The organism is Hymenobacter busanensis (assembly GCF_008727865.1).
In the GTDB taxonomy this organism is placed as follows: domain Bacteria; phylum Bacteroidota; class Bacteroidia; order Cytophagales; family Hymenobacteraceae; genus Solirubrum; species Solirubrum busanense.
This window is the reverse complement of record NZ_VTWU01000004.1, coordinates 84,815-105,537: the sequence shown is the minus strand read 5'-3', so window position 1 is coordinate 105,537 and position 20,723 is coordinate 84,815. Positions and strand designations below refer to the sequence as shown.

Sequence of the window (20,723 nt, the reverse complement as noted above, 5' to 3'; positions counted from 1 at the left end):
CATGCGACACCCTTCCCGAAACCGCTCGGGGTGGGGCGAATGGCTGCTGCGCCCGTTGGCGCTGCTGATGCTGCTGGCAAGCAGTATTCCGGGCAGCGTATTGCCGGCCTCGGCGCAGACCATCAGCCAAGCGGAGTACTACCTGGACAGTCCTGACCCCGGGTATGGCGCCGCAACGCCCATCACCATCAGCTCCCCGGCCGCCGACGTGGCCGGCCTCTCGTTCTCGACCGACGTGAGCGGCCTGAGTGCCGGCTTCCACCGCCTCGCCGTGCGCACCAAAGACGCCAACGGCGCCTGGAGCCTGGCCACGCGCCGCACGTTTTACTACGAGCCACTGGCCGCCACCGCCAGCAACGTGACCAAGGTGGAATACTTCGTCGATACCGACCCCGGCTTCGGCCTGGCCACCGACGTGCCCGTAACGGCCAGCCCCGACGTAGCGGGCGTGGCGTTTTCGCTGAATGTTGGCAGCCTAAGCGCCGGCTTTCACGTGGTTGGCATACGCGCCAAGGATGCCAACGGGCAGTGGAGCCTCACCACGCGCCGCTCCTTTTACTACGAACCGGCGGCCAGCACGGCGGCCAACATCAGCAAGGCCGAATACTTTATTGACACCGACCCCGGCTTCGGCAGCGCCACCGACATTCCGGTAGCCGCGCCGGCCGCCGACGTGAGCGGGCTGGCCTTCAGCTACGACGTGAGCGGGCTGAGCGCGGGCTTCCACGCGCTGGGCGTGCGCACCAAGGACGCCAACGGGCAGTGGAGCCTGACCACGCGCCGCTCGTTCTACTACGAGCCGGCGGCCGCCACGGCGGTGAACGTGACCAAGGTGGAGTATTTCCTCGATGCCGACCCCGGCTTCGGCAGCGCTACCGATGTGCCCATCACGGCCGGTCTGGACGTGGCGGGCGTGGCTATTTCCATCCCCGTGAGCAGCCTGAGCACGGGCTTCCACACCATCAGCGTCCGCTCCAAAGACGCCAATGGCAAGTGGAGCCTGACCACGGAGCGGCCCTTCTACTACGAGCCGCTGACGGCCGCCGCGCCCAACATCACCAAGATTGAGTACTACTTCGACACCGACCCCGGCTTTGGCAGCGCAACCGACGTACCGGTGGCCACGCCGGCGCCGGACCTGGCCGGTTTTGGCTTTATGGCCGACGCCTCGGCCCTGGCGGACGGCGCGCACCGCTTTTTCGTGCGGACCCGCGACGCCAACGGCAAGTGGAGCCTGGTGACTTCGCGTAGCTTCCTGAAAAACGGCTGCGCCTCCTCCGCCAACTTCGCGGCTGTCCTGCCGGCCGTCAACTACAACTACGGCGGCAGCACCAACGGCCTGGCCGAAACCGCCTTCAACGCGGACCCGGCTTCGCCCAACACCAGCAACTCGTTCTACGGCTACAACGGCAGCCTGCTGCAGGCCGATATGGGCACGACGCAGACCATCAGCGAAGTGCGCTACAAGCTCACGCCGGGCTCCAGCGGCAACCACACGGTGCAGATTCAGGTGGGCGCCAGCATCGGCGGCAGCTTCACGACCGTGGATACCTACTCGGCCAGCCTGGTGGCGGGCACCACCACCAGCATTGCCCGCACCCTGGCCACGCCGGCCAACGGCCGCGTGCTGCGCCTGGTGCTGAGCACCGCGCCCAACTACGTGGTCGTGTCGGGCGTGGGCAGCTACTACTTCAACTGCGCCGGGCCCACCATTACCAGCTTTACGCCCGCGGGCGGGGCGCCGGGCACCAGCGTGGTCATTACGGGCACCAACCTGACGGGCGCCACCGCGGTGACCTTCAACGGCACCGCGGCCCCGGGCTTCGTGGTCAATTCCGGCACCCAGATTACGGTGACGGCCCCGGCCGGCGGTACCACGGGCCAAATCTGCGTGACCACGCCGGGCGGCACGGCCTGCTCGGCGGCCAGCTACGCCTACCCGCCCACCATTGCCACCGGCACGGTTTCGCCCGCTTCGTTCTGCTCGACCACCTTTATTTCGGTGCCGTTCACCACGAACACCACGGCCTACCTGGCCGGCAACCAGTTTAAGTTCCAGCTGTCGGACGCCAACGGGGTATTCAGCCCGACCAGCCGCCTGTACGGCAGCGGCGGCTCGATTTCGGCCAGCGGCGGCGTACTGACCGACAGCATTGCCTTCCGCACCCCGGCCGGCTCGGGCTACCGCATCCGCGTGGTGGCCACGAACCCGGCCGTGACGGGCACCGACAACGGCGTGAATCTGACGGTGCGCCCGACGCCGGTAGCTACGGCTGCGGCGGTGCAAACCACGGTGCCCTACAACGGGACGATTCAGCTGTCGGCCGGTCCGGCCGGGCAGAGCAGCTACCAGTGGTACGTGGCCTACACGGCCGGCGGCACCAGCTACGTGGGCAACGGCGCGACGCTGAACCTGACCAATGCCCAGCCCAGCCAGAGCGGCCGGTACTTCGTGTACGTGCTGAACAGCGGCGGCTGCCAGGACTCGGCCTCGGTGCGCGTAACGGTGCAGCCCTCGGCCCAGCCCATCCTGACGATGAGCCAGTTCAGCTACACCGGCTGCGCCGGCAACTCGCTGAACATCGGCTTCGCGGTGCAGGGCAACGTGTTCGGCGCCGGCAACGTGCTGACGGCCCAGCTCTCGGACGCCACGGGCTCGTTTGCCGCCCCCACGACCATTGGCTCGGTGGGCTTCACGGGGCAGGGCTCGGGCTCGATTTTCTCGACCTTCCCGGCTGGTACGCCCACGGGCAACGGCTACCGGGTGCGCCTAGTGGGCTCGAACCCGAACGTGACCAGCCAGACCGACAACGGCTCGAACCTCAGCCTGACCCAGCAGCCGGTGGCGGTGGCCTCGTCGAACTCGCCGGTGCCGTACGGCGGCACCATTCAGCTGATGGCCCAGCCGGTGGCCGGGGCCTCGTACCAGTGGTTCGGCCCGAACTTCGCCTCCACCCAGCAAAACCCGATTATCACCAACGCCACGCAGAACGTCAACCAGGGCACGTACTCGCTGTACGTGACGGTGGGCGGCTGCCAGAGCCCGGTCTCGACCACGCAGGTGACGGTGCAGCCCTCTACGGACCCGATTCTGAGCGTGACGCAGTTTAGCGGCGCGTTCTGCGCGGGCAGCACCCGCAACATCGGCTTCGCGGTGACGGGCAACAACTTCGCCGCCGGCAACGTGCTGACGGCCCAGCTCTCGGACGCCACGGGCTCCTTCGCTGCGCCGGTCAGCATTGGCACGGTGGGCTTTACGGGCCAGGGCTCCGGCTCGATTCCAGTGACCTTCCCGCTGAACACCACGCCCGGCGCGGGCTACCGCGTGCGGGTGGTGGGCAGCAGCCCAGCGGTGCTCAGCATCAACGACAACGGAAATAACCTGACCATCAACCCGGCCCCGGTGGCCATGGCTTCCTCGAACTCGCCGGTGGCCACGGGCGGCACTATCCTGTTGACGGCTCAGCCGGTGGCCGGTGCCACGTACCAGTGGAGCGGCCCAGGCTTCAGCTCCGCGCAGCAGAACCCGCAGATTCAGAACGCGACGGTGGCCAACTCGGGCACCTACACGCTGATAACGGTGCTGGGAAACTGCCAGGCCAGCCAGACCATCCAGGTGACGGTGCAGCCCGGCGCCCCCACGCTGGCGCTGAACTCCGGCGCGGCCCGGCAGACCTGCGCCGGCAACTTCCTGAACCTGAGCTTTACGGTGGACGGCAGCGGCCTGACGGCCGGCGGCACGGTTTCGGCCGAGCTGTCGGATGAAAACGGCTCGTTTGCGGCCCCGACGGTTATCGGCACGCGCAGCTTCACGGGCACGGGCACCAGCACAGTGGGCGTGACCGTGCCGGCCTCGGCCGTGACGGGCAGCCTGTACCGGGTGCGCCTCGTCAGCACCAACCCGGCGCTGACTTCGGCCGAAAGCGGTCTGTGGAGCATCACCAACCTGGGCAGCGTTGTGGCTTCGTCGAACTCGCCGGTAGCGGCGGGCAGCACCATCCAGCTGACCTCGGCCGGCGTGCCGAACGGCGCCACGCTGCAGTGGACCGGCCCGGGCTTCAGCTCCTTGCAGCTGAACCCGCAGATTCAGAACGCGACGCAAAGCAACGCGGGCAGCTACACGCTGAACGTGACGCAGAACGGTTGCACCGTGGAGCGCACCATCACGGTGAGCATCGGCCAGCCGGTGGCCTCGGTCACGACGGGCCAGTTCAGCGGCTCGTACTGCCCCGGCTCGGCGCTGAGCGTGCCGTTCACGACCCAGGGCGTATTCGGCGCCGGCAACGTGTTTACGGCTTTGCTCTCGGACGCCAGCGGCTCGTTTGCCTCAGCCACCAGCATCGGTTCGATCAGCCTGAGCGGCACCAGCGTCAGCGGTATCATTTCGGCCACGATTCCGGCCGGCGCGGCCGTGGGCACTGGCTACCGGATTCGGGTGGATGCTTCGGCTCCGGCTACCAGCAGCTCGAACGACAACGGGACCAACCTGGCGGTGCAAGCCGTGAGCTACACCTGGACGGGCGGCTACAACACCAACTGGTTTGACGGGCGCAACTGGTCGTGCGGGCAGGTACCGACGGCCACGAGCAACGTCATCATCAGCACGGGCACCTACTACCCGATTGTGACGGGCACCGGCGCGGTGGTCAACAACATCACCGTCATCAACGGCGCCTCGTTCCAGGTTTCCAGCACGTTTACCATCTACGGCAACGTGGTGAGCAACGGCAACTGGGTGACGGGCGGCTCGTACGTGTTTGCCGGCAACGGCACGCAGACGGTGGGCGGCTCGACGGCGGTGTACTTCGGCGGCGTGACGATTAACGCCAACGCGGTGGTGAGCCTGGGTACCAACATCTACGTGTCGGGCAGCTGGGTGAACAACGGCACCACCAGCAACGGCTTCATCGGCGGCTCGTACTTCGTGAACTTCAACGGCTCGGTGGCGCAGTTCATCGGCGGCTCGGCCGTCACGAACTTCTACTCGGTCGTGGTGTCGAACACCCTGGGCGGGCTGACGCTCAACCAGAACATCTACGTGCTGGGCAACTGGACCAACAACGGGGCCACGAGCAACTCATTCGTAGGTGGCACCTACGTGACGACCTTCGGCGGCACCGTCAACCAGGTTATCGGCGGTACGCAGGTCACGAACTTCGGCGGGCTGACCATCCTGAACACGGCGGGCGGCGTGACGCTGAATACCGGCATCGGGCTGGGCGGGGCGTTTGTCAACAACGGCTCGTTCGTGGTGGGCGTGCAGTCGGTGGCCTTCAACGGCACGGCGGCCCAGACCATCGGCGGCTCGACGCAGACGACCTTCTACCACGTGACCATCAACAACACGGTGGGCGTCAGCCTGGGGTCGAACATCTACGTGCTCGGCAACTGGATCAACAACGGGCAGTTCGCGGCCGGTAATTACACGGTGGTGTTCAACGGCACGGCGGCGCAGATTATCGGCGGCACGCAGGTCACGAACTTCTACGACGTGACCTTCCAGAACCCGGTGTCGGTGACGCTGTACCAGAACATCTACGTGCTGGGCGGCTTCGTGAATACCGGCGTGTTCTACGGCTACTACCTGACCAGCGGGGTGCCCACGGGCCACTTCGTGCGCTTCGGCGGCACGGCGGCCCAGGTCATTACTACCAACGCCACGACTTACTTCTGGCACTTCTACGTGGATAACGCGGCGGGCGTGAGCCTGGCCTCGAACATCTACGTGGCGGGCAACTACTACCTGTATTCGGGCAGCTTCGCGCCGAGCACCTACACGGTGTACTTCAACGGCCTGGGTGGCTACGTGCAGACGGTGGGCGGCTACACCAGCCTCTCGTTCTACGGCTGGAACATCCTGAGCGGCACGGAGGTGCGCATCCTGCAGAACGTAAGCTGGCTGGGCTCGTTCGTGAACAACGGCACCTTCTACGGCTACAACCTGGTGGGCGGCGTGTACACGGGCTACACCTGCGTGTTCGGCGGCTCGGTGGCGCAGGTCATCGGCGGCTCGGGCAGCTACAACTTCTGGCACGTGACCTGGAACAACCTGGTGTCGGTGACCCTGCAGCAGAACGTGTACGTGCTCGGCAACTGGCTGAACAACGGCGGCTTCGTGCACGGCGGCTACACGGTGTTCTTCAACGGCACGGTGGCGCAGACCATCGGCGGCCTCGTCAACACGGTGTTCCACCACGTGAGCGTGGGCAACCTGGTATCGGTGAGCTTGCTGCAGCCGGTTACGGTGCTGGGCAACTGGTCGGGCCTGGGCACGTTCCTGGCCGGCACCCACCTGGTGTACTTCAACGGCACGGCGGCCCAGACCATCAGCGCCTCGGCCGATACCCGCTTCTACAACATCCGCTTCCAGAACCCGGCTTCGGTGACGCTGCTCGCGCACCTGTACCTGACCGGTAGCTGGGTAAACGACGGCGGTTTCGTGGCGGGCGGCTACGGGGTGTACTTCGTAGGCTCGGCGCTGCAAACCATTGCCGGCTCGGCGCTGACGCAGTTCCACCACGTAACCATCGGCACGGGCGCCAACGTGCGCATCAACCGCGCCATTACGGTGCTGGGCGACTGGACCACCAACGGCGCCTTCCTGGCCAACGGCTACGTGGTGACCTTCGCCGGTACCGTCAACCAGATTATCGGCGGCACGGCCCTGACGGTGTTCCACCACCTGACGCTGGGCAACCTGGTGGGCGTGAGTCTGGACTACGACGTGGACCTGACCGGCAACTTCGTGAATACGGGCATCTTCTGCGGCTGCGGCAAGAAAACCCGCTTCGTGGGCACCACGGCGCAGACGATTACCTGCACCTCGGGCAACACCCGCTTCCACGATGTCACCTTCGACAACGCGGCCGGCGTGACCCTGCTCGACGCCATCGGCGTGACGGGCAACTGGGTGAACAACGCCAGTTTCCTGCACGGCGGGCAGCTGGTGCTCTTCAGCGGCACGGCGCTGCAAACCATCGGCGGTACGGCGCTGAGCACGTTCTACAACCTGCAAATCACCAACGCCGTGAACGTGCAGCTGCTCCGCGACATCGTGGTGGGCGGCTACTGGCTGAACTCGGGCCTCTTCTCGGGCAACGGCTACCTGGTGACCTTCAACGGCGCGGCCCAGCAAACCATTACCACCACCGGCTCGACCGCCAAGACCACCTTCCACCACGTCACCTGGGCTAACGCCGTGGGCTGCGTGCTGGGCGGCGACATCTACGTGACCGGCAACTGGCTCTGCAACGGCCCTTTCAACCCGGCCACCTGGACGGTGTACTTCACCGGCACCCTGGCGCAGACCATCGGCGGCACCGCGCAGATCCGCTTCTACGGCCTGAACGTGCAGAACACCGTGGGCCTGACCTGCAACGGTCCGGTGTACCTCTACGGCAACCTCACGAACGGCGGTCTGGTGAACGTGGGCAGCTACCCCTGGTACTGCGTGGGCACCGCGGCGCAGACGCTGAGCGGCAGCACCACCACGCCCATCCGCTTCTACGACCTGCTGATTCAGAACCCGGCGGGCGTAACGCTGGGCAGCGCCTGCGGCGTAACCCACATGCTGACGCTGACCTCGGGCAACTTGGCCTCGGCTGGCTTCCTGACCCTGCACTCCAACGCCGCGGGCACCGCCATGGTGGTCAACCCCGTGGGCGGCGGCGTGGTGACGGGCCGCAGCACGATGGAGCGGTTCATTACGGGCGTAGCCACCACCGGCTACCGCCACTACTCCTCGCCGATGCAGCTGGGCTCAGCCACGGTCAGCGAGTTTGCCGACGACCTGCCGGTCTTCGAGCTGAACCCGGCCTACAACACCCAGGGCAACACGGTGTCGCCGTTCCCCACCCTGTTCCAATACGACGAAACGCGCCTGTCTTCTTCGGCCAATTTCTTCGACCAGGGCTGGATGGTGCCCACGGCTTCGGACAACCTGATTCCCGGCCGCGGCTACTCGGCCATGACCGACCCGACGACGACCGTTGATATCAGCGGCGTGCTGCAAAACGGCGCGGTGAGCTACACCCTGAGCCGCGGCGTGCAGGGCGGGTCGGGCTGGAACCTGGTAGGCAACCCCTACCCTGCTCCCATCGACTGGGACGTGGTGCGCAACCCGGCCAACGGCATGTTGCCGGCCGGAGCCGACGATGCCATGTACGTGTTTGTGCCCTCGGGCCGCTACACCGGCGCCTACCGCAGCTACGTGAACGGCCACGGCCAGAACGGCGGCAGCAAGGACATTGCCGCCATGCAGGGCTTCTTCGTGCGCTCCACCGCGCCCACCACCACGCTCAGCTTCGGCAACTTGGCCCGCCACACCAGCTACCTGAGCCCGGCCTTCGAGCGCCCCGCCCGCAGCACCTCCGCGGTGCCCGAGCTGCGCCTCGAAGCCCGCAATGCCCAGGGCCAGGCCGACGAAGCCGTGCTGTACTTTGAACAAGGCGCCGGCCAGGGCTACCAGCCCCGTTTCGATGCCTACAAGGTGCAGCTCAACGGCAACGGTCGTCCGTCGCTGTGGAGCGTGGCCGGTACCAGCGCGTTGTCCATCAACGGCCTGCCCGACCTGGCTACGGCCGGCGTGGTGCCGCTGGCGGTGCGCGTGAGCCAGCCCGGCCAGCACACGCTGGTGCTGACCTCGCAGCTGAACCTGCCCGCCGGCACCCAGGTAACGCTGGAAGACCGGTTGCTCGGCCGTCGGCAGAACCTAGCCGTCGATTCGGTCTACCAGTTCGTGTCGCACCCCGACTCGGTACGGCAGCGCTTCTACCTGTGGTTCCAGCCGCGCGTAACGGCCACCACGTCCGCCGCGCTGCAAGCCACGGCCAACCTCTACCCCAACCCCACGGCCACCGGCCACGCCACGCTGGTGGTGGCTGGCCTGCGGGAGCAGGGCCCCGTGCCGGCCGAGGTGGTCAATGCCATCGGGCAAGTGGTGCAGCGCCTCTCGCTGCGCGTCCGCCAGGGCGCCATCGAGCAGGAGCTGAACCTGGGCCAGCTGCCGGCCGGCGTGTACTCGGTGCGCGTGCGCGCCGCCGAGGGCACGGTGGTCAAACGACTGGTGAAAAACTAACGACAGCTGTTTTTTTCATTGCACTCACCCCGGCGGAGCTTCCGTCGGGGTGTTTTAGTGAAAGCCGGCCCGGTCTGGATTTGCTGACCGGCGAGCTGGCCGCTGAGCAGTCGATGCACGCCAGTCGCCCGCTTTTATTGGTGTTCCGGCCCCGAAATCATAAATCCTGGTTTTCTAATACTTATGTTTAGAACTCCGCCGCAACTCTCCTTCCGATGTCTTTTCCGTTTCGTTTCTTCTCCCTGGCTGGGCTGCTGGCCTGCCTGATGCCGCATCTTGCCCCGGCCCAATCGGCGGCGGGTCGGCTGAAAGCCGATTCGCTGGCGGCCGTGGTGCGTGCCCACCCGGCCGCCGATACCGGCCGCATCCGCTTGCTCCACAACTGGGCCGATGCCTTGCTGCAGACCAACGTCGACCAGGCCCAAAAACCGCTGCAGGAAGCCCTGCAACTGAGCCGCCGGTTGCGCTACCGAGCGGGCGAGGCGGCCACGCTGGGCCTGCAGTCGTTGACGGTGCAGAAGCAGGGCGAATACCAGCAGGCTCTCGCGTTGGCCAACCAGAGCCTGCGCCTCTACCGCCAGGCCGGCGACTCCGTTGGGACGGGGCGGGCGTACGGCCGCCAGGGTTCGGTGTATGCCATGCTGGGCGAGCCGGAAGCTGCTGCGCGCACGTTTCTGGCCCAATTGCGCTTGGCCGACCGACACCGCGACGACGCACAGCGGGCCACCGCCAACAACAGCCTGGGCCAGTTGATGGTGATGGTGTCGCGCTATCCGGAGGCCATTGAGTACCTGCAGCAGGCCAAAACGTTCAGCCAGCGCAGCGGCAACGTTGGGCAGCTGCCGTCGATTTACCGCACGCTGTCCAGTGCGTACTCCTCGCTGAATCAGTTTCCCGAAGCCACGCGCTACGGCCAGGCCGCCCTCCAGGCCGCACGGCAGCAGGGCCGCGACGCCGACGAAGCCTCGGCGCTGAAGTCCTTGGGCAAAATCGAGTTTATGCAGGGCCGCTACCAGGCCGCGCGCGACTACCTGCAGCGCAGCATCGACATCACCGACCGGCTGGGCAACCGGGCCGAATCGGGCCGCAACCTCTTCGTACTCGGCAATGTGCAGAACCGCATGCAGGACCCCAAGGGCGCGTTGCGCAGCTACCGCCAGGCCCTGCAGGCCATGCAGCACATCGGCGACAAACAAGGCATTCAGATGGCCTACGACGGCATTGCGGCGGCCGCTTACAACCTGGATTTGATGGAAGATGCCTTTCAGGCCCAGCGCTTGGGCGCCCTCTACCGCGACACCGTGCTGAACGAGGAGACCATAGCCAAGGTGCAGGAAATGCAGACGCGCTACGAAACCGAGAAAAAGGAAGCCCAGAACCAACTCCTGCGCAAGCAGCAGCTGGTACAGCAGGCCCAGCTGCGGACGCAGCAGCAGGTAATTCGGCGGCGCAATACCCAATTGCTGGCCGGGTTGGCCGTGGCCTTGCTGCTGGGGGCCGTGGGCTGGCTGCTTTACAACCGCAACCGCCTGCGCCAGCAGCTGGAGCTGGAGCAGCAGCGGCAGGGGCTGGAGCGGCAGCGGGCGGCGGCCGTGCTGGAGGCAGAAGAAAACGAGCGGCGCCGCATCGGTTCCGACCTGCACGACGGCATCGGCCAGCTGCTGACCGCCGCCAAGCTCAACCTCCACGCCTTAGAGCGGCAGCTCGGGCCGCAGCCGCAAGGGCCGCAGGAGCTGCTCGACAACGCGCTGTCGGTGGTGGACGAGTCGTTTCGGGAGGTGCGCGGTATCTCGCACAACCTGATGCCCAACGCCCTCATTCGCCGCGGGCTGGTGCAAGCCGTGCGCGACTTTCTCAGCAAACTGCCCAACGAAAACGGTCTGCGGGTGGAGGTGGAAGCCTTCGGCCTCGACGACATGCGCCTGGACCCGACGGTGGAAAGCGTGCTGTTTCGGGTCATTCAGGAATTGGTCCAAAACATCGTCAAGCACGCGCAGGCCAGCCAAATCAGCCTGCAGGTTATCCGCAACGACGACGAACTGACGGTGATGGTGGAAGACAACGGCGTGGGCTTCGACCCGCAGGCCCTGGGCCCCGACGCCGGCATCGGCCTGCGCAACATTCAAACGCGCATGGATTACCTCGGCGGCCACGCCCACTTCGATGCGGCGCCCGGCCGTGGTACCACCGTTACGCTGGAAGTACCGCTTCAGCCGGTGGCTGCCTGACGCATTTTGCCTGTTTCGGCTGCTTGGTTACCTACTGTTTCGCCCGCTCATTTTCCCCGCATGCCCACACCATTACGCCTTTTTTGCCTGCTTCTGCTGCTGGCCGGCACGGCGCAGGCCCAACTCATTCCGCAACGCAACAACCGGACGGTCGACAGCCTGCGCCGGGTGGTGGCCCAGCACCCGGCCGACACCAACGGCACCAAGGCCCTGGTGAGCCTGGTTTACAACTTTGCCTACAACGACACGGCCCTGGCCGGCCAATATGCCCGCCAGGCGCTGCGGCTGGCCACCCGGCTGCACGACACCGTGCGGCTGGCGCGCATTCACTACAACTTCGGCACCATGAATGGCGCGGCCGAACGCGCCCGGCTGTCCATTGCCCACCACCTGCTGTCGGCCAAGTACAACGCGGCCATCGGCAACAAGCTCTGGGAGGGTCACAACTACAGCAACATCGGCATCCGCTACACCGATTTGGGCGAGTACGAAACCGCCATGCGCTACCTACTGCACGGTCTGCGCCTGCGCGAGGCTGCCCACGACTCCGGCGGCATTGCCGATTCCTACACCCGCATTGGGCAGGTGTACGTGAACCAGCACAACTACCCGGCCGCCCAGGCCGCCTACGAACAGTCGTTGCGGCGCTGGCAGGCGCTGAACGTGCCGCCGTATATTCTGAACGCGCTCAACCACCTCAGCATCATTCACCGCGACGCCGGCCGCTACCCGCGGGCCCTGGACTACATTCGGCAGGGGCTGGCGCAGGTGAAACAGGGCGGCGACAGTTTGGATGCTCTGCCGTTTCTGATAACGTTGGGCGTCATTTACCAGAAACAAGGGCAGTGGGAGGCAGCCCTGCGCCCGTTGTTGCGCGCCGAGCGCCTCAGCGCCCTGGCCCCGTACCACAGCCAGCAGGCCGATTCCGATTTGCAGAGCATCATTGGCGAAACCTACGTGCAGCTGGGTCAAACCAGCCAAGCCGGCGCCTACCTGCGCCGGGCGCTGGCGCTTAGCAAGGCGGTGGGGGCCCGCGAGGAAGAAATTGATGCCTTGGAAGGCTTGGCCACGCTGGCCGCCAAGCAAGGGGATTTTCGGGCGGCCTACACCTATCAGCACGACCTGTCGTTCCTGAAAGACACGCTTCGCTCCGATGCCGCTGCCCGCAGCGTGACGGAGATGCAAGCCCGGTACGAAACCGAACAGAAAGACGCCCGCAACCGCATTCAGCAGCTGGAAATCGGCCGCCAGCGGCTGGTGCTGCGCCAGCGCAACGCCCAGCTGCTGGCGGCCGGCGCAGCCCTGCTGCTGGTGGTGGTGGCCGGCTGGAGCCTCTACAAACGCCGGGCCCTACGCCAGCAATTGGAGCTGGAACAGCAGCGGCAGGGGCTGGAGCGGCAGCGGGCCGCAGCGGTGCTGGAGGCCGAAGAAAACGAGCGGCGCCGCATCGGCTCCGACCTGCACGACGGCATCGGCCAGCTGCTGACTGCCGCCAAGCTCAACCTCCACGCCCTGGGCCAGCAGCTCGGGCCCGCATCCGACGGCGCCCAGGCCAGTCGCCAGCTTTTGCTCGACAACGCGGTGGAAGTAGTGGACGAGTCGTTTCGGGAGGTACGCAGCATTTCGCACAATCTGATGCCCAACGCCCTGCTCAAGCGCGGGCTGGCCGCCGCCGTGCGCGACTTCCTCGACAAGCTGCCCTCCGGCAACGGCCTGCGGGTGGAGGTGGAAGCCTTCGGCCTCGACGACATGCGTCTGGACCCCACGGTGGAAAGCGTGCTGTTCCGCGTTATTCAGGAGCTGGTGCAGAACATCGTCAAGCACGCCCACGCCACCGACGTGACGCTGCAGCTGGTGAAAAGCGACGACGAGCTGACGGTAGTGGTGGAAGACAACGGCGTGGGCTTCGACCCGCAGGCGCTGGGACCCGACGCCGGCATCGGCCTGCGCAACGTGGCTACGCGCATGGCTTACCTCGGCGGCCGCGCCCACTTCGATGGCGTGCCCGGCCGCGGCACCACCGTTACGCTGGAAGTGCCGCTGGCCGCGGCCGTGACGGCAGGTTAAGCCACGCATTCCACTTACGCGCAGAAACACGTCGGCCGGTTTCCTTTGATGGAAAGCCGGCCGACGTGTTTCTGCACGCATTCAGCGGCGCTGTTAAAGCACCACCAGCTTGTGGCGCAGCGCGTACTGAATCAGGCCCACGATGGACTTGGACTTGGTTTTGGTGAAGATGTTTTTGCGGTGCGTTTCCACCGTCCGCTCGCTGATGAAAAGCTTGTCGGCAATGTCGGCGTTGGAGTATTCGCCCGCAATCAGCTGCAGGATTTCCCGCTCGCGCGTGGTCAGCGGCACGGGCCGGTCGGCCTGGTCGCGGGTGGCGGGCACGTCGAGGTGTTCGAGCAGGGTGCGGCCCACTTCGGCGTTGAAATACGTGCGCCCGGCTGCTACGCGCCGAATGGCGGTGCTCAGCTCCTCGGCCGTGGTGTTTTTCAGCAGGTAGCCCGAGCCGCCGGCGGCCAGCACTTCCTGCACCGAGGCGTGGTCGTGAAACATGCTCAGGGCCAGCACCCGCACGTACGGGTACGCTTCACGGATGGCGCGCGTCAGCTCCACGCCCGACATCTGAGGCATGTTCAAATCGACCACGGCTACCTGCACGTCGGGGTGCGCGGCGAGCTTCTGCAGCGCATCGGCGCCGGAGTTGGCCGTGGCCACCACGCGCAGGTCGGCTTCGTGGCGCAACAGCACCTGCACGCCCTCCAGCACCAGTTGGTGGTCATCGACGAGCAACAAGGGAATGGCGGCGGAAGGTGAGTGGGCAGCAGACATGGGCAAGGGCGTGGGGACAGAAGCAAGCAACGCACCGGGGCTCGGCCCGCGGAAGGGTCGAACAATATAGCACATGTCGAATAAGGTACGGATGTGGCGGGCTAGCATTGGCGGGGCAAAAAAGCGGGCGGCTACCGGTGCCGCCCGCAGGAAAGAAGCTGCAATGCGGGGCTATTCCAGCGGCATCTGGCCAAACCACATGGTTTTGCCCGACTTGTTTTCGCCGAAGTACACGATGGTGTTGTGGTTGCCCATCGGCAGCTCGGGCAGGGAGTTGTTGAGGAAAAACTGCTCGTTGCCGAACTTCACGAAGCTGGTGAGCTTGGCTGAGGCCAGGTCAATTTTGGTGACGGCCGGGTAGTAAAGCACCTTCAGCGTGCCCGATTCCATGCCGCCCTGCTCGCGCAGCCCGCTGATTTCGCCAATCATCCAGTACACGTGGCGGCCGTCCTGGCTGAGGTAGGTTTTCTGGGTGTTGGGGTTCTGCTCGCTGTACTTGTTGTTTTCCTGGCGCCGCACGCCGTACTGAGCCCGCAGGTTGCCGGTGGCGTCGAAGTGAAACATCATCACGTCCTTGTAATCCTTCAGGTTCTCGGTGGTGCCCATGCTGGTGCCGCCTTTGCCGGCCAGCCCCGTGAGTCCCCCCACCAGCCCGCCGCCCGACGACACCGTTTGGGGCTTGCCGATGCCCAGCGCGCCGCCGCGCTGAAACGTGAAGCTCTGCCCGCCAATGAGCAGGTCGCCGTTCGGCAGCACCGCGCTGCTGGTTACTTTAAAGCGTTTGCCGGTGTATTCGGGCGTGCGTTTTTGAGTGGGCGGCGTCTGGAGCTTCTTCTCGAAGTCGTCGACGGGAGTGTTGTTGATGAAGCTCACGGCGCCGTCCTTGATTTTGAGCAGCTCGAAGTTTTTGGCCTTGAACTTCTCGGCCAGCGGCTCCCGAATGGAGGAGCTGGCAATCTGGTTGGGAATGGCCTCGTTGAAGTAGTCGTCCTGCTTGTCGTTGGCGGGCCCGAACACGGCTACCGAGCCGTCGGCAAACGTGGCCATGCCGTTGACCAGCCACACACTGTTGGGCGACTGGAAGCTCACCCGCTCCTTCTGCTTGGTGTCGGCCCCCACCCGGATGTAGGTGTAGTTGGTGGCCTTGGGGTCGGCGAATTTCTTGCCACCCACGTTCACCGGCGCAAACACAATGCCCAGGTCGTACTCGGGGTCGGCCGAATCGTCGGCGTCTTCGTCCCGGTCGCCGCGCGGGTCGAGCTTGGCGGCTTCCACCACGAACTGGGGCGTGTCAAAACGCAACGGGGTATCGGACACGAGGTCGAGGTCTTTGTTGAACTTGAGCACGTGGTATTCCTTGTACATGCGCAGCATGTCGGCGCCCTTGCCCAGCTTGTCCTTGGCCGAGGTGATGACCACCACGTTGCCCGTCTGGTCGTACTCCGTGTGGGCCGCGTACTGGTAGTACGAGCCGTTGTCGCCACGGGGCTTCACCTTTTCCAGAATCCCGATTTTCTTGTTGTAGCCGCCCCAAAACCAGTCCCAGGTATAGTGCGCCTGCTTGCGGCGCAGCACCAGCGTGCCCATCATGTTGGGCTCCACCGTCACCCCCGGTACGTCGTACTGGTCGCCCTTGTAGCGCTTTACCCGCTCCACCGGCTGCTCGCTCTCCTCCATGCTCTGGAAGTTAAACTTGGTATCGAAGTGATACGTCTCGAACTTCACCTTGCGGTTCGTGGACTTGGTCACGAACGTGAGGTCGAGCTTGTCGGCGGCCTCGTTCACCTGCACATCGTCGAGAAAGCCGCGCTTGGCTTTGCCGCTGACGTTGTGGGTTTTTTCGAGGGCCAGCTTTTGGGCCGAGGCCGGCACGGCGGCCAGCAACAGGGCCGGTAGTAAGTAAAAAGTGGGGCGCATAGCGGCGGAATTAAAGCCTTGGGAGCAAGGCCGTTGAACTCCGACAAAGAAACCCTGCCGCTTAGCCCGCATCAATCCGTACCGTAGTGCATTTTCTTCTCCCGTGCAGCGGGTAGCCCCGCCTCCGTACCAGCCCGGAGAAGGCCGCAAGCCGGCGCGGTACAAGGCTAGTTACAGTTCCCAATCCGCCAACCGTGTGCGGCCGGCCCTAAAAACAAAAAACCCTCTCCACACGCGGCGAAGAGGGTTTGAAGTGGAGCTGCAGGGAGTCGAACCTTGATTTTGAATGCGCGTTTATGCGACGAAAGAAATAGCGCCATATGCCCCATACGGGTATATTCAATAATTATTTTCACAAATTAGGTGCAACAAGTAGCGTGTTGACGCATGTTCTGTACCCCATGTTGTACCCCATGATTGAGTATGTAGCTTTGTGGAAAACAACCAAAATCGCCTCAAATGCCCAGCATCTCCTTCCATCTAAAGCGACCACAGTCAGACAAACCGACATCAATTTTCATCTGGTTCAACGCAAATGGGCACCGAACCAAAATTTATACTGACCTCAAGATTCTTCCCGCGAAATGGGATACCGAGGAGCAGCGTGCGAAAACGTATCGCCAAGGGAATGCGCCCTATGTACTCAACGACACGCTTGATTTGTTTCGAGAACAATTACTTGAGTTCTATGCGGAACAGCGTGTGAAGGGCTTAATACCAGATGCGACTGCTTTACGAGCTGCGATTGAGCCAAAAACAATTGCAGCAGTTCACGAAGAGCCCGATGCCCTGAACGCTTTCGCAGACTGGATTAATTACTGTAGTCGGAGCAAGCGCCCCAATACCATAAAAGTGTACCGCACGGCACTACGCCACCTGCGCGAGTTTGCTCTTCATGCAAAGCATCCGATGGGGTTCAATGACTTCACACTAGCCTTTGCGGATAAGTTCACGACCTACCTCATGCAACAACGCCAGTTGGCGGACTCGGCCATTCACAAGAACCTGACGACCCTAAAAAATTTCTTGGGGTACGCACAGGACCGCGGCTTGCATACAAACGCGGCTTTTAAGCGCTTCGCTTGGCGCCGCCGTGAGCCCTCTATTTTAACTCTCACTACCAGAGAAGTGTGCGCCATCGCTGACCTTGTCCTTCCCTGTGGCAGTTACCTCGACAATTCGCGCGCCCTCTTCTTGTTGGGTTGCTACACCGGTCTGCGCTACTCCGACATTAGCGCCTTACGCCCGGAACATATTTTTGAAACATCGCTGCGCATCACTACCCAAAAAACGGCGGAGGACCAAGTCATTCCCTTACGACCCGAAGCCCGCGACATCGTTGCCCGCATTCGGGTAGGTAGTCTTCGCCCAATCAGCAATCCAAAGCTAAATCTGTACGTCAAGGAACTGGCTAAGCTGGCTGGAATAGACCGAGAGGTAGAACGCGTGCGCTACCGCGGCGGGCAACGCCTATCCGAGCGGGGGCCCAAATACGCTTATGTCACTACCCATACTGCCCGGAGAACGTTCGTAACCTTGGCTTTGGAGGATGGTATAGAGATGAGCCGCGTGATGAAGTTGAGCGGACACAGCACCTGGGCAGCCTTCAAACGGTATGTGAACGTAACTGATGACTCGGCTGCAGAAGCCTTTGCTGCAGTATACGGTCAGTAATTTTTCGCCTAAAAATCAAATACATAGCTCCGGCACACGAAAATTCACCCCCCCCTGCGTTGGGGATAACACACCGGTGCATACTTTTGTAAAGTGAGAATGCATAAGGCATTCTTTTCTTCGTTGCCCCATCGGGCTAATGAACTTATCAACCCACTTCCATCACGCTGGTCTTTCGACCCGTGAAGGTATGTTTGCTCCTCCTTTGAGTGGGGCCAGCATGCCAACCGGCCTCTTCGAGGCCCTCGCTTCCTTAGTCGAGCACATCGTCGAGGAGAAGCTTACGGCACGTCTAGCGGCAATATCGCTGCAAGCTACTGCCGACCAACCCTCTCATGAGTGGTTAAGTGTTAAGGAAGCCGCTGTCCTCTTTGGGGTATGTCGGCAAACTATTCACCGCTGGGCCAAGAAGGGTCTGATTTCCCGCTTCAAACTGGACGAGCGTGGAATTACATTCTTTGACCGCAATGAACTGAACCAGGCTTTGCAGAAGCAAACGCGTTCCGATGGTACGCGCAAGCACGCACGTCGTCAGTTCCAGCCCCAACAGGTAGCCGTTAGCATTTAATGCAGGCACACCTATTCACTCATTCCGGAGCTTTGGCGCTGCAGTTACGTGTGCCCATACTCCACAACACATGCCAAGCCCAACTAATGGTGTGGGCCTGTCAGGAGGTTTACTTGTGTGCGTTTGGCACCACGAGTTATTCCAATGACTCCGAGTTTTCCAGCGCAGGCATTACCCTTTTTTGGACATCGTATGTCCATCACCGCGGGGGTAGAGTATTACCTGTTCACCAACAAACGGAGCTGCAAGAAGAGCGTAAGTACGCCCTTCCAGAATTCAGCAAGAAGGGAGGTGTGTCATGCTGAATCGGCAGCAAATTCTCGCCCTGACCGAAAGCGGGCTGGATGTGTTTGAGCGCTATTTGGGGTTCAAGCCAAAGCCTGGTCTCAACTTCCAGAACCCTTTTGTTGACAGTAAGCAGGAAACGCCGTCATTCAACGTCTACCAAGACCGGCACGGCGAGTGGCGTTACAAGGACTTTGCTGTTGACGGTGACAATGGCAGCTGCATCGACTTGGTAATGCGCCTCCACAATTGTGATGCAAACGAGGCCATGCAGCGCATCGGCAATGACCTTAATTTGGTGGGAGAAGCGGAGCCTTCGTATATCATCCATCAGCACGAACCTCCCGGGGCTTATAACGTCGATAAGTACGCCGAACATACCGTTTGTTCAAAGCCTAACTTCGATTCGGAAGACGTGGCTTTTTGGGCGCAATACGGTATACCCGTCGAAGTGCTGGAGAAAAACGGCGTGGCTGCCGTGGAGAGCTACTGCGCAACAAAGCGCGACGGAACGACTTACACCGTACGTGGGTCCACTGAGCAGCCCATTTTTAGCTACCAAGCGGCGGCGGGCCAATGGAAAATTTACCGACCTAAGCCAAAATCGTTTTGTTGGGTAGGCGGGCAACCCCAGGGCTATGTCTTCGGATTAAACTGCTTGCCCACCACCGGCGACTTGGTAATTCTGGCAGCGGGTGAAAAGGATGCAATGTGCTTGCAGGCGCACGGGTATCCCGCTATTAGTCTAAGCAGTGAAACGGCTCTTCCACCTGACGGCTTGCTGGAACGTCTGCAGCGGTTTTCGAAGGTCTTGGTCTGTTACGATACTGACAAAACAGGACGCGAACAAAGTGCAAAGCTCAGTCGCGCATACGGTTGGGGCGTGCTTGAATTGCCTGCCGCGCTTGAGCCCTATGGCAAGGATGTGTCCGATTTCTTCCGCGCCGTAGGGCAAGGGCGTTTGCAGGTAGACCTTTTCACCCAAGCTCTGAACTCAGCACGTCAACTAGAAGCCCCCTTGCCGATACCAGCAACGACGGAGTATCCCACGTGGTCGGGTGTGTTCAGTCTAGGTGACCTATTGGGGCGCTCCACAGTGGAAGTACCGAAGTTGGTCAGCCCAATTTTTCAGCGCCAAGGAGTAGCGTGCTTAGCTGGTAGCAGCGATACGGGCAAGTCGTCCTTCTTGCGCCAGTTGAGCTTGGCTGTCGCCATGAACGAGGAAGAGTTCCTTGGGTTTAAACTCCATACGATACACCAGCGGGCCATTTACGTGAGTACTGAGGACGGTGATGAGGCCGTGGCAGCTCAACTGCAAATACAACTTGCAGGCCGTAATGTCCCCCCCGCAGCCAAAACGAATCTTCGGTTTGTTTTCGACACACCAAATCTGGTGGCGAAGCTGGACGCGATGCTAACGAACGAACCGGCCGATTTAGTAGTAGTTGACGCGCTCGGCGACCTGTACCAAGGCAACATGAACTCCTCCAACGAGGTACGGAGCTTTGTCAATAGCTACCACCATCTGGCCGTAAAACACGATTGCCTGGTCCTCTTTATGCACCACACCGGCAAGCGGGCGGAAGAGCGTGAGCCGTCCAAGAACAATTTGTTGGGCAGCCAAGGCCTGGAAGCAAAAATGCGAGTGGTTTGCGAGTTACGCGTAGACTCTCACGACCCCAACGTGCGCCACCTTTGTGTGTTGAAGGGCAACTACTTGCCGACAGACGTAAAGCAGAGAAGCTATGCCTTGTCCTTCAAAGACCTGTGTTTCCAATACACTGGAGAACGAGCTGAGTTGAGCACCTTGGTGAAACGGCCAGAGGACGGTCTTGGTAAGCCTGTGCTACCATCACGCCGTGATGAGCTGCTACAGAAAGCCCGCGAATTGCGAGAAGGGGGTTCCACACTCGTCCAAATCGAAAAGGTGTTGGCGTCAGAAGCGGCTTCCTCGGGCGTATCAGGACTTTCAAAAAGCACCCTGCATCGCGAGCTGAAAACCATCATTCCCAAATCCCAACGTCCCGCGCCTATAGGAGATGGGACGTGGGATTTGACACAAGCCCAACAAGAGCGTCCCATGGCAGCTATTGCTTAACCATCTCGGCATCTGGCTGGAGGCTGAGCATTCGTCAGATTC

General features: G+C 62.7%; 8 protein-coding genes. 6 read left to right on the top strand and 2 right to left on the bottom strand.

The annotated features are described in order from the left end of the window. Nucleotide 1 precedes the first annotated feature (1 nt). From F0P96_RS11410 to F0P96_RS11400, 3 genes are all read left to right on the top strand, one after another. The gene (locus F0P96_RS11410) at nt 2-9,076 is read left to right on the top strand and encodes a T9SS type A sorting domain-containing protein (protein WP_151079015.1); all 9,075 of its coding nucleotides are present in this window, start codon (nt 2-4) and stop codon (nt 9,074-9,076) included. Between the two features lie 215 nt (nt 9,077-9,291). Beyond that, nucleotides 9,292-11,304: an ATP-binding protein gene (locus tag F0P96_RS11405; protein WP_151079014.1), complete on the top strand. Its 2,013-nt coding sequence runs from the start codon at nt 9,292-9,294 to the stop codon at nt 11,302-11,304. A gap of 60 nt (nt 11,305-11,364) precedes the next feature. Continuing rightward, nucleotides 11,365-13,371, top strand: a complete 2,007-nt coding sequence (locus tag F0P96_RS11400; RefSeq protein ID WP_151079013.1) for a tetratricopeptide repeat-containing sensor histidine kinase — start codon at nt 11,365-11,367, stop codon at nt 13,369-13,371. Between the two features lie 93 nt (nt 13,372-13,464). Here the strand turns inward: F0P96_RS11400 and F0P96_RS11395 are convergent, their stop codons facing one another. Continuing rightward, complete coding sequence (locus F0P96_RS11395; protein WP_160620119.1) at nt 13,465-14,139, bottom strand: response regulator transcription factor; 675 nt, start codon at nt 14,137-14,139, stop codon at nt 13,465-13,467. A 171-nt stretch (nt 14,140-14,310) separates the two neighbouring features. Continuing rightward, nucleotides 14,311-16,056, bottom strand: coding sequence for a hypothetical protein (locus F0P96_RS11390; protein WP_151079011.1), 1,746 nt, complete (start codon nt 16,054-16,056; stop codon nt 14,311-14,313). A gap of 459 nt (nt 16,057-16,515) precedes the next feature. Between F0P96_RS11390 and F0P96_RS11385 the strand changes: the two genes are divergently transcribed. The 3 genes from F0P96_RS11385 (at nt 16,516) to F0P96_RS11375 (ending at nt 20,681) form a co-directional block, all read left to right on the top strand. Continuing rightward, nucleotides 16,516-17,730, top strand: a complete 1,215-nt coding sequence (locus F0P96_RS11385) for a site-specific integrase (RefSeq protein WP_151079010.1) — start codon at nt 16,516-16,518, stop codon at nt 17,728-17,730. 190 nt (nt 17,731-17,920) lie between these two features. After that, the gene (locus tag F0P96_RS11380; RefSeq protein ID WP_160620125.1) at nt 17,921-18,298 is read left to right on the top strand and encodes a helix-turn-helix domain-containing protein; all 378 of its coding nucleotides are present in this window, start codon (nt 17,921-17,923) and stop codon (nt 18,296-18,298) included. 298 nt (nt 18,299-18,596) lie between these two features. Next, nucleotides 18,597-20,681 (top strand): bifunctional DNA primase/helicase, encoded by a 2,085-nt coding sequence (locus F0P96_RS11375; protein WP_151079008.1) that lies wholly within the window; start codon nt 18,597-18,599, stop codon nt 20,679-20,681. The last annotated feature ends 42 nt before the right edge of the window (nt 20,682-20,723 follow it).

What these genes read in the sequence shown, in the direction of transcription:
- F0P96_RS11410 (WP_151079015.1), top strand. Translation starts at nt 2, where the DNA reads ATGCGACACCCTTCCCGAAACCGCTCGGGGTGGGGCGAATGGCTGCTG.
- F0P96_RS11405 (WP_151079014.1), top strand. Translation starts at nt 9,292, where the DNA reads ATGTCTTTTCCGTTTCGTTTCTTCTCCCTGGCTGGGCTGCTGGCCTGC.
- F0P96_RS11400 (WP_151079013.1), top strand. Translation starts at nt 11,365, where the DNA reads ATGCCCACACCATTACGCCTTTTTTGCCTGCTTCTGCTGCTGGCCGGC.
- F0P96_RS11395 (WP_160620119.1), bottom strand. Translation starts at nt 14,139, where the DNA reads ATGTCTGCTGCCCACTCACCTTCCGCCGCCATTCCCTTGTTGCTCGTC.
- F0P96_RS11390 (WP_151079011.1), bottom strand. Translation starts at nt 16,056, where the DNA reads ATGCGCCCCACTTTTTACTTACTACCGGCCCTGTTGCTGGCCGCCGTG.
- F0P96_RS11385 (WP_151079010.1), top strand. Translation starts at nt 16,516, where the DNA reads ATGCCCAGCATCTCCTTCCATCTAAAGCGACCACAGTCAGACAAACCG.
- F0P96_RS11380 (WP_160620125.1), top strand. Translation starts at nt 17,921, where the DNA reads ATGTTTGCTCCTCCTTTGAGTGGGGCCAGCATGCCAACCGGCCTCTTC.
- F0P96_RS11375 (WP_151079008.1), top strand. Translation starts at nt 18,597, where the DNA reads ATGCTGAATCGGCAGCAAATTCTCGCCCTGACCGAAAGCGGGCTGGAT.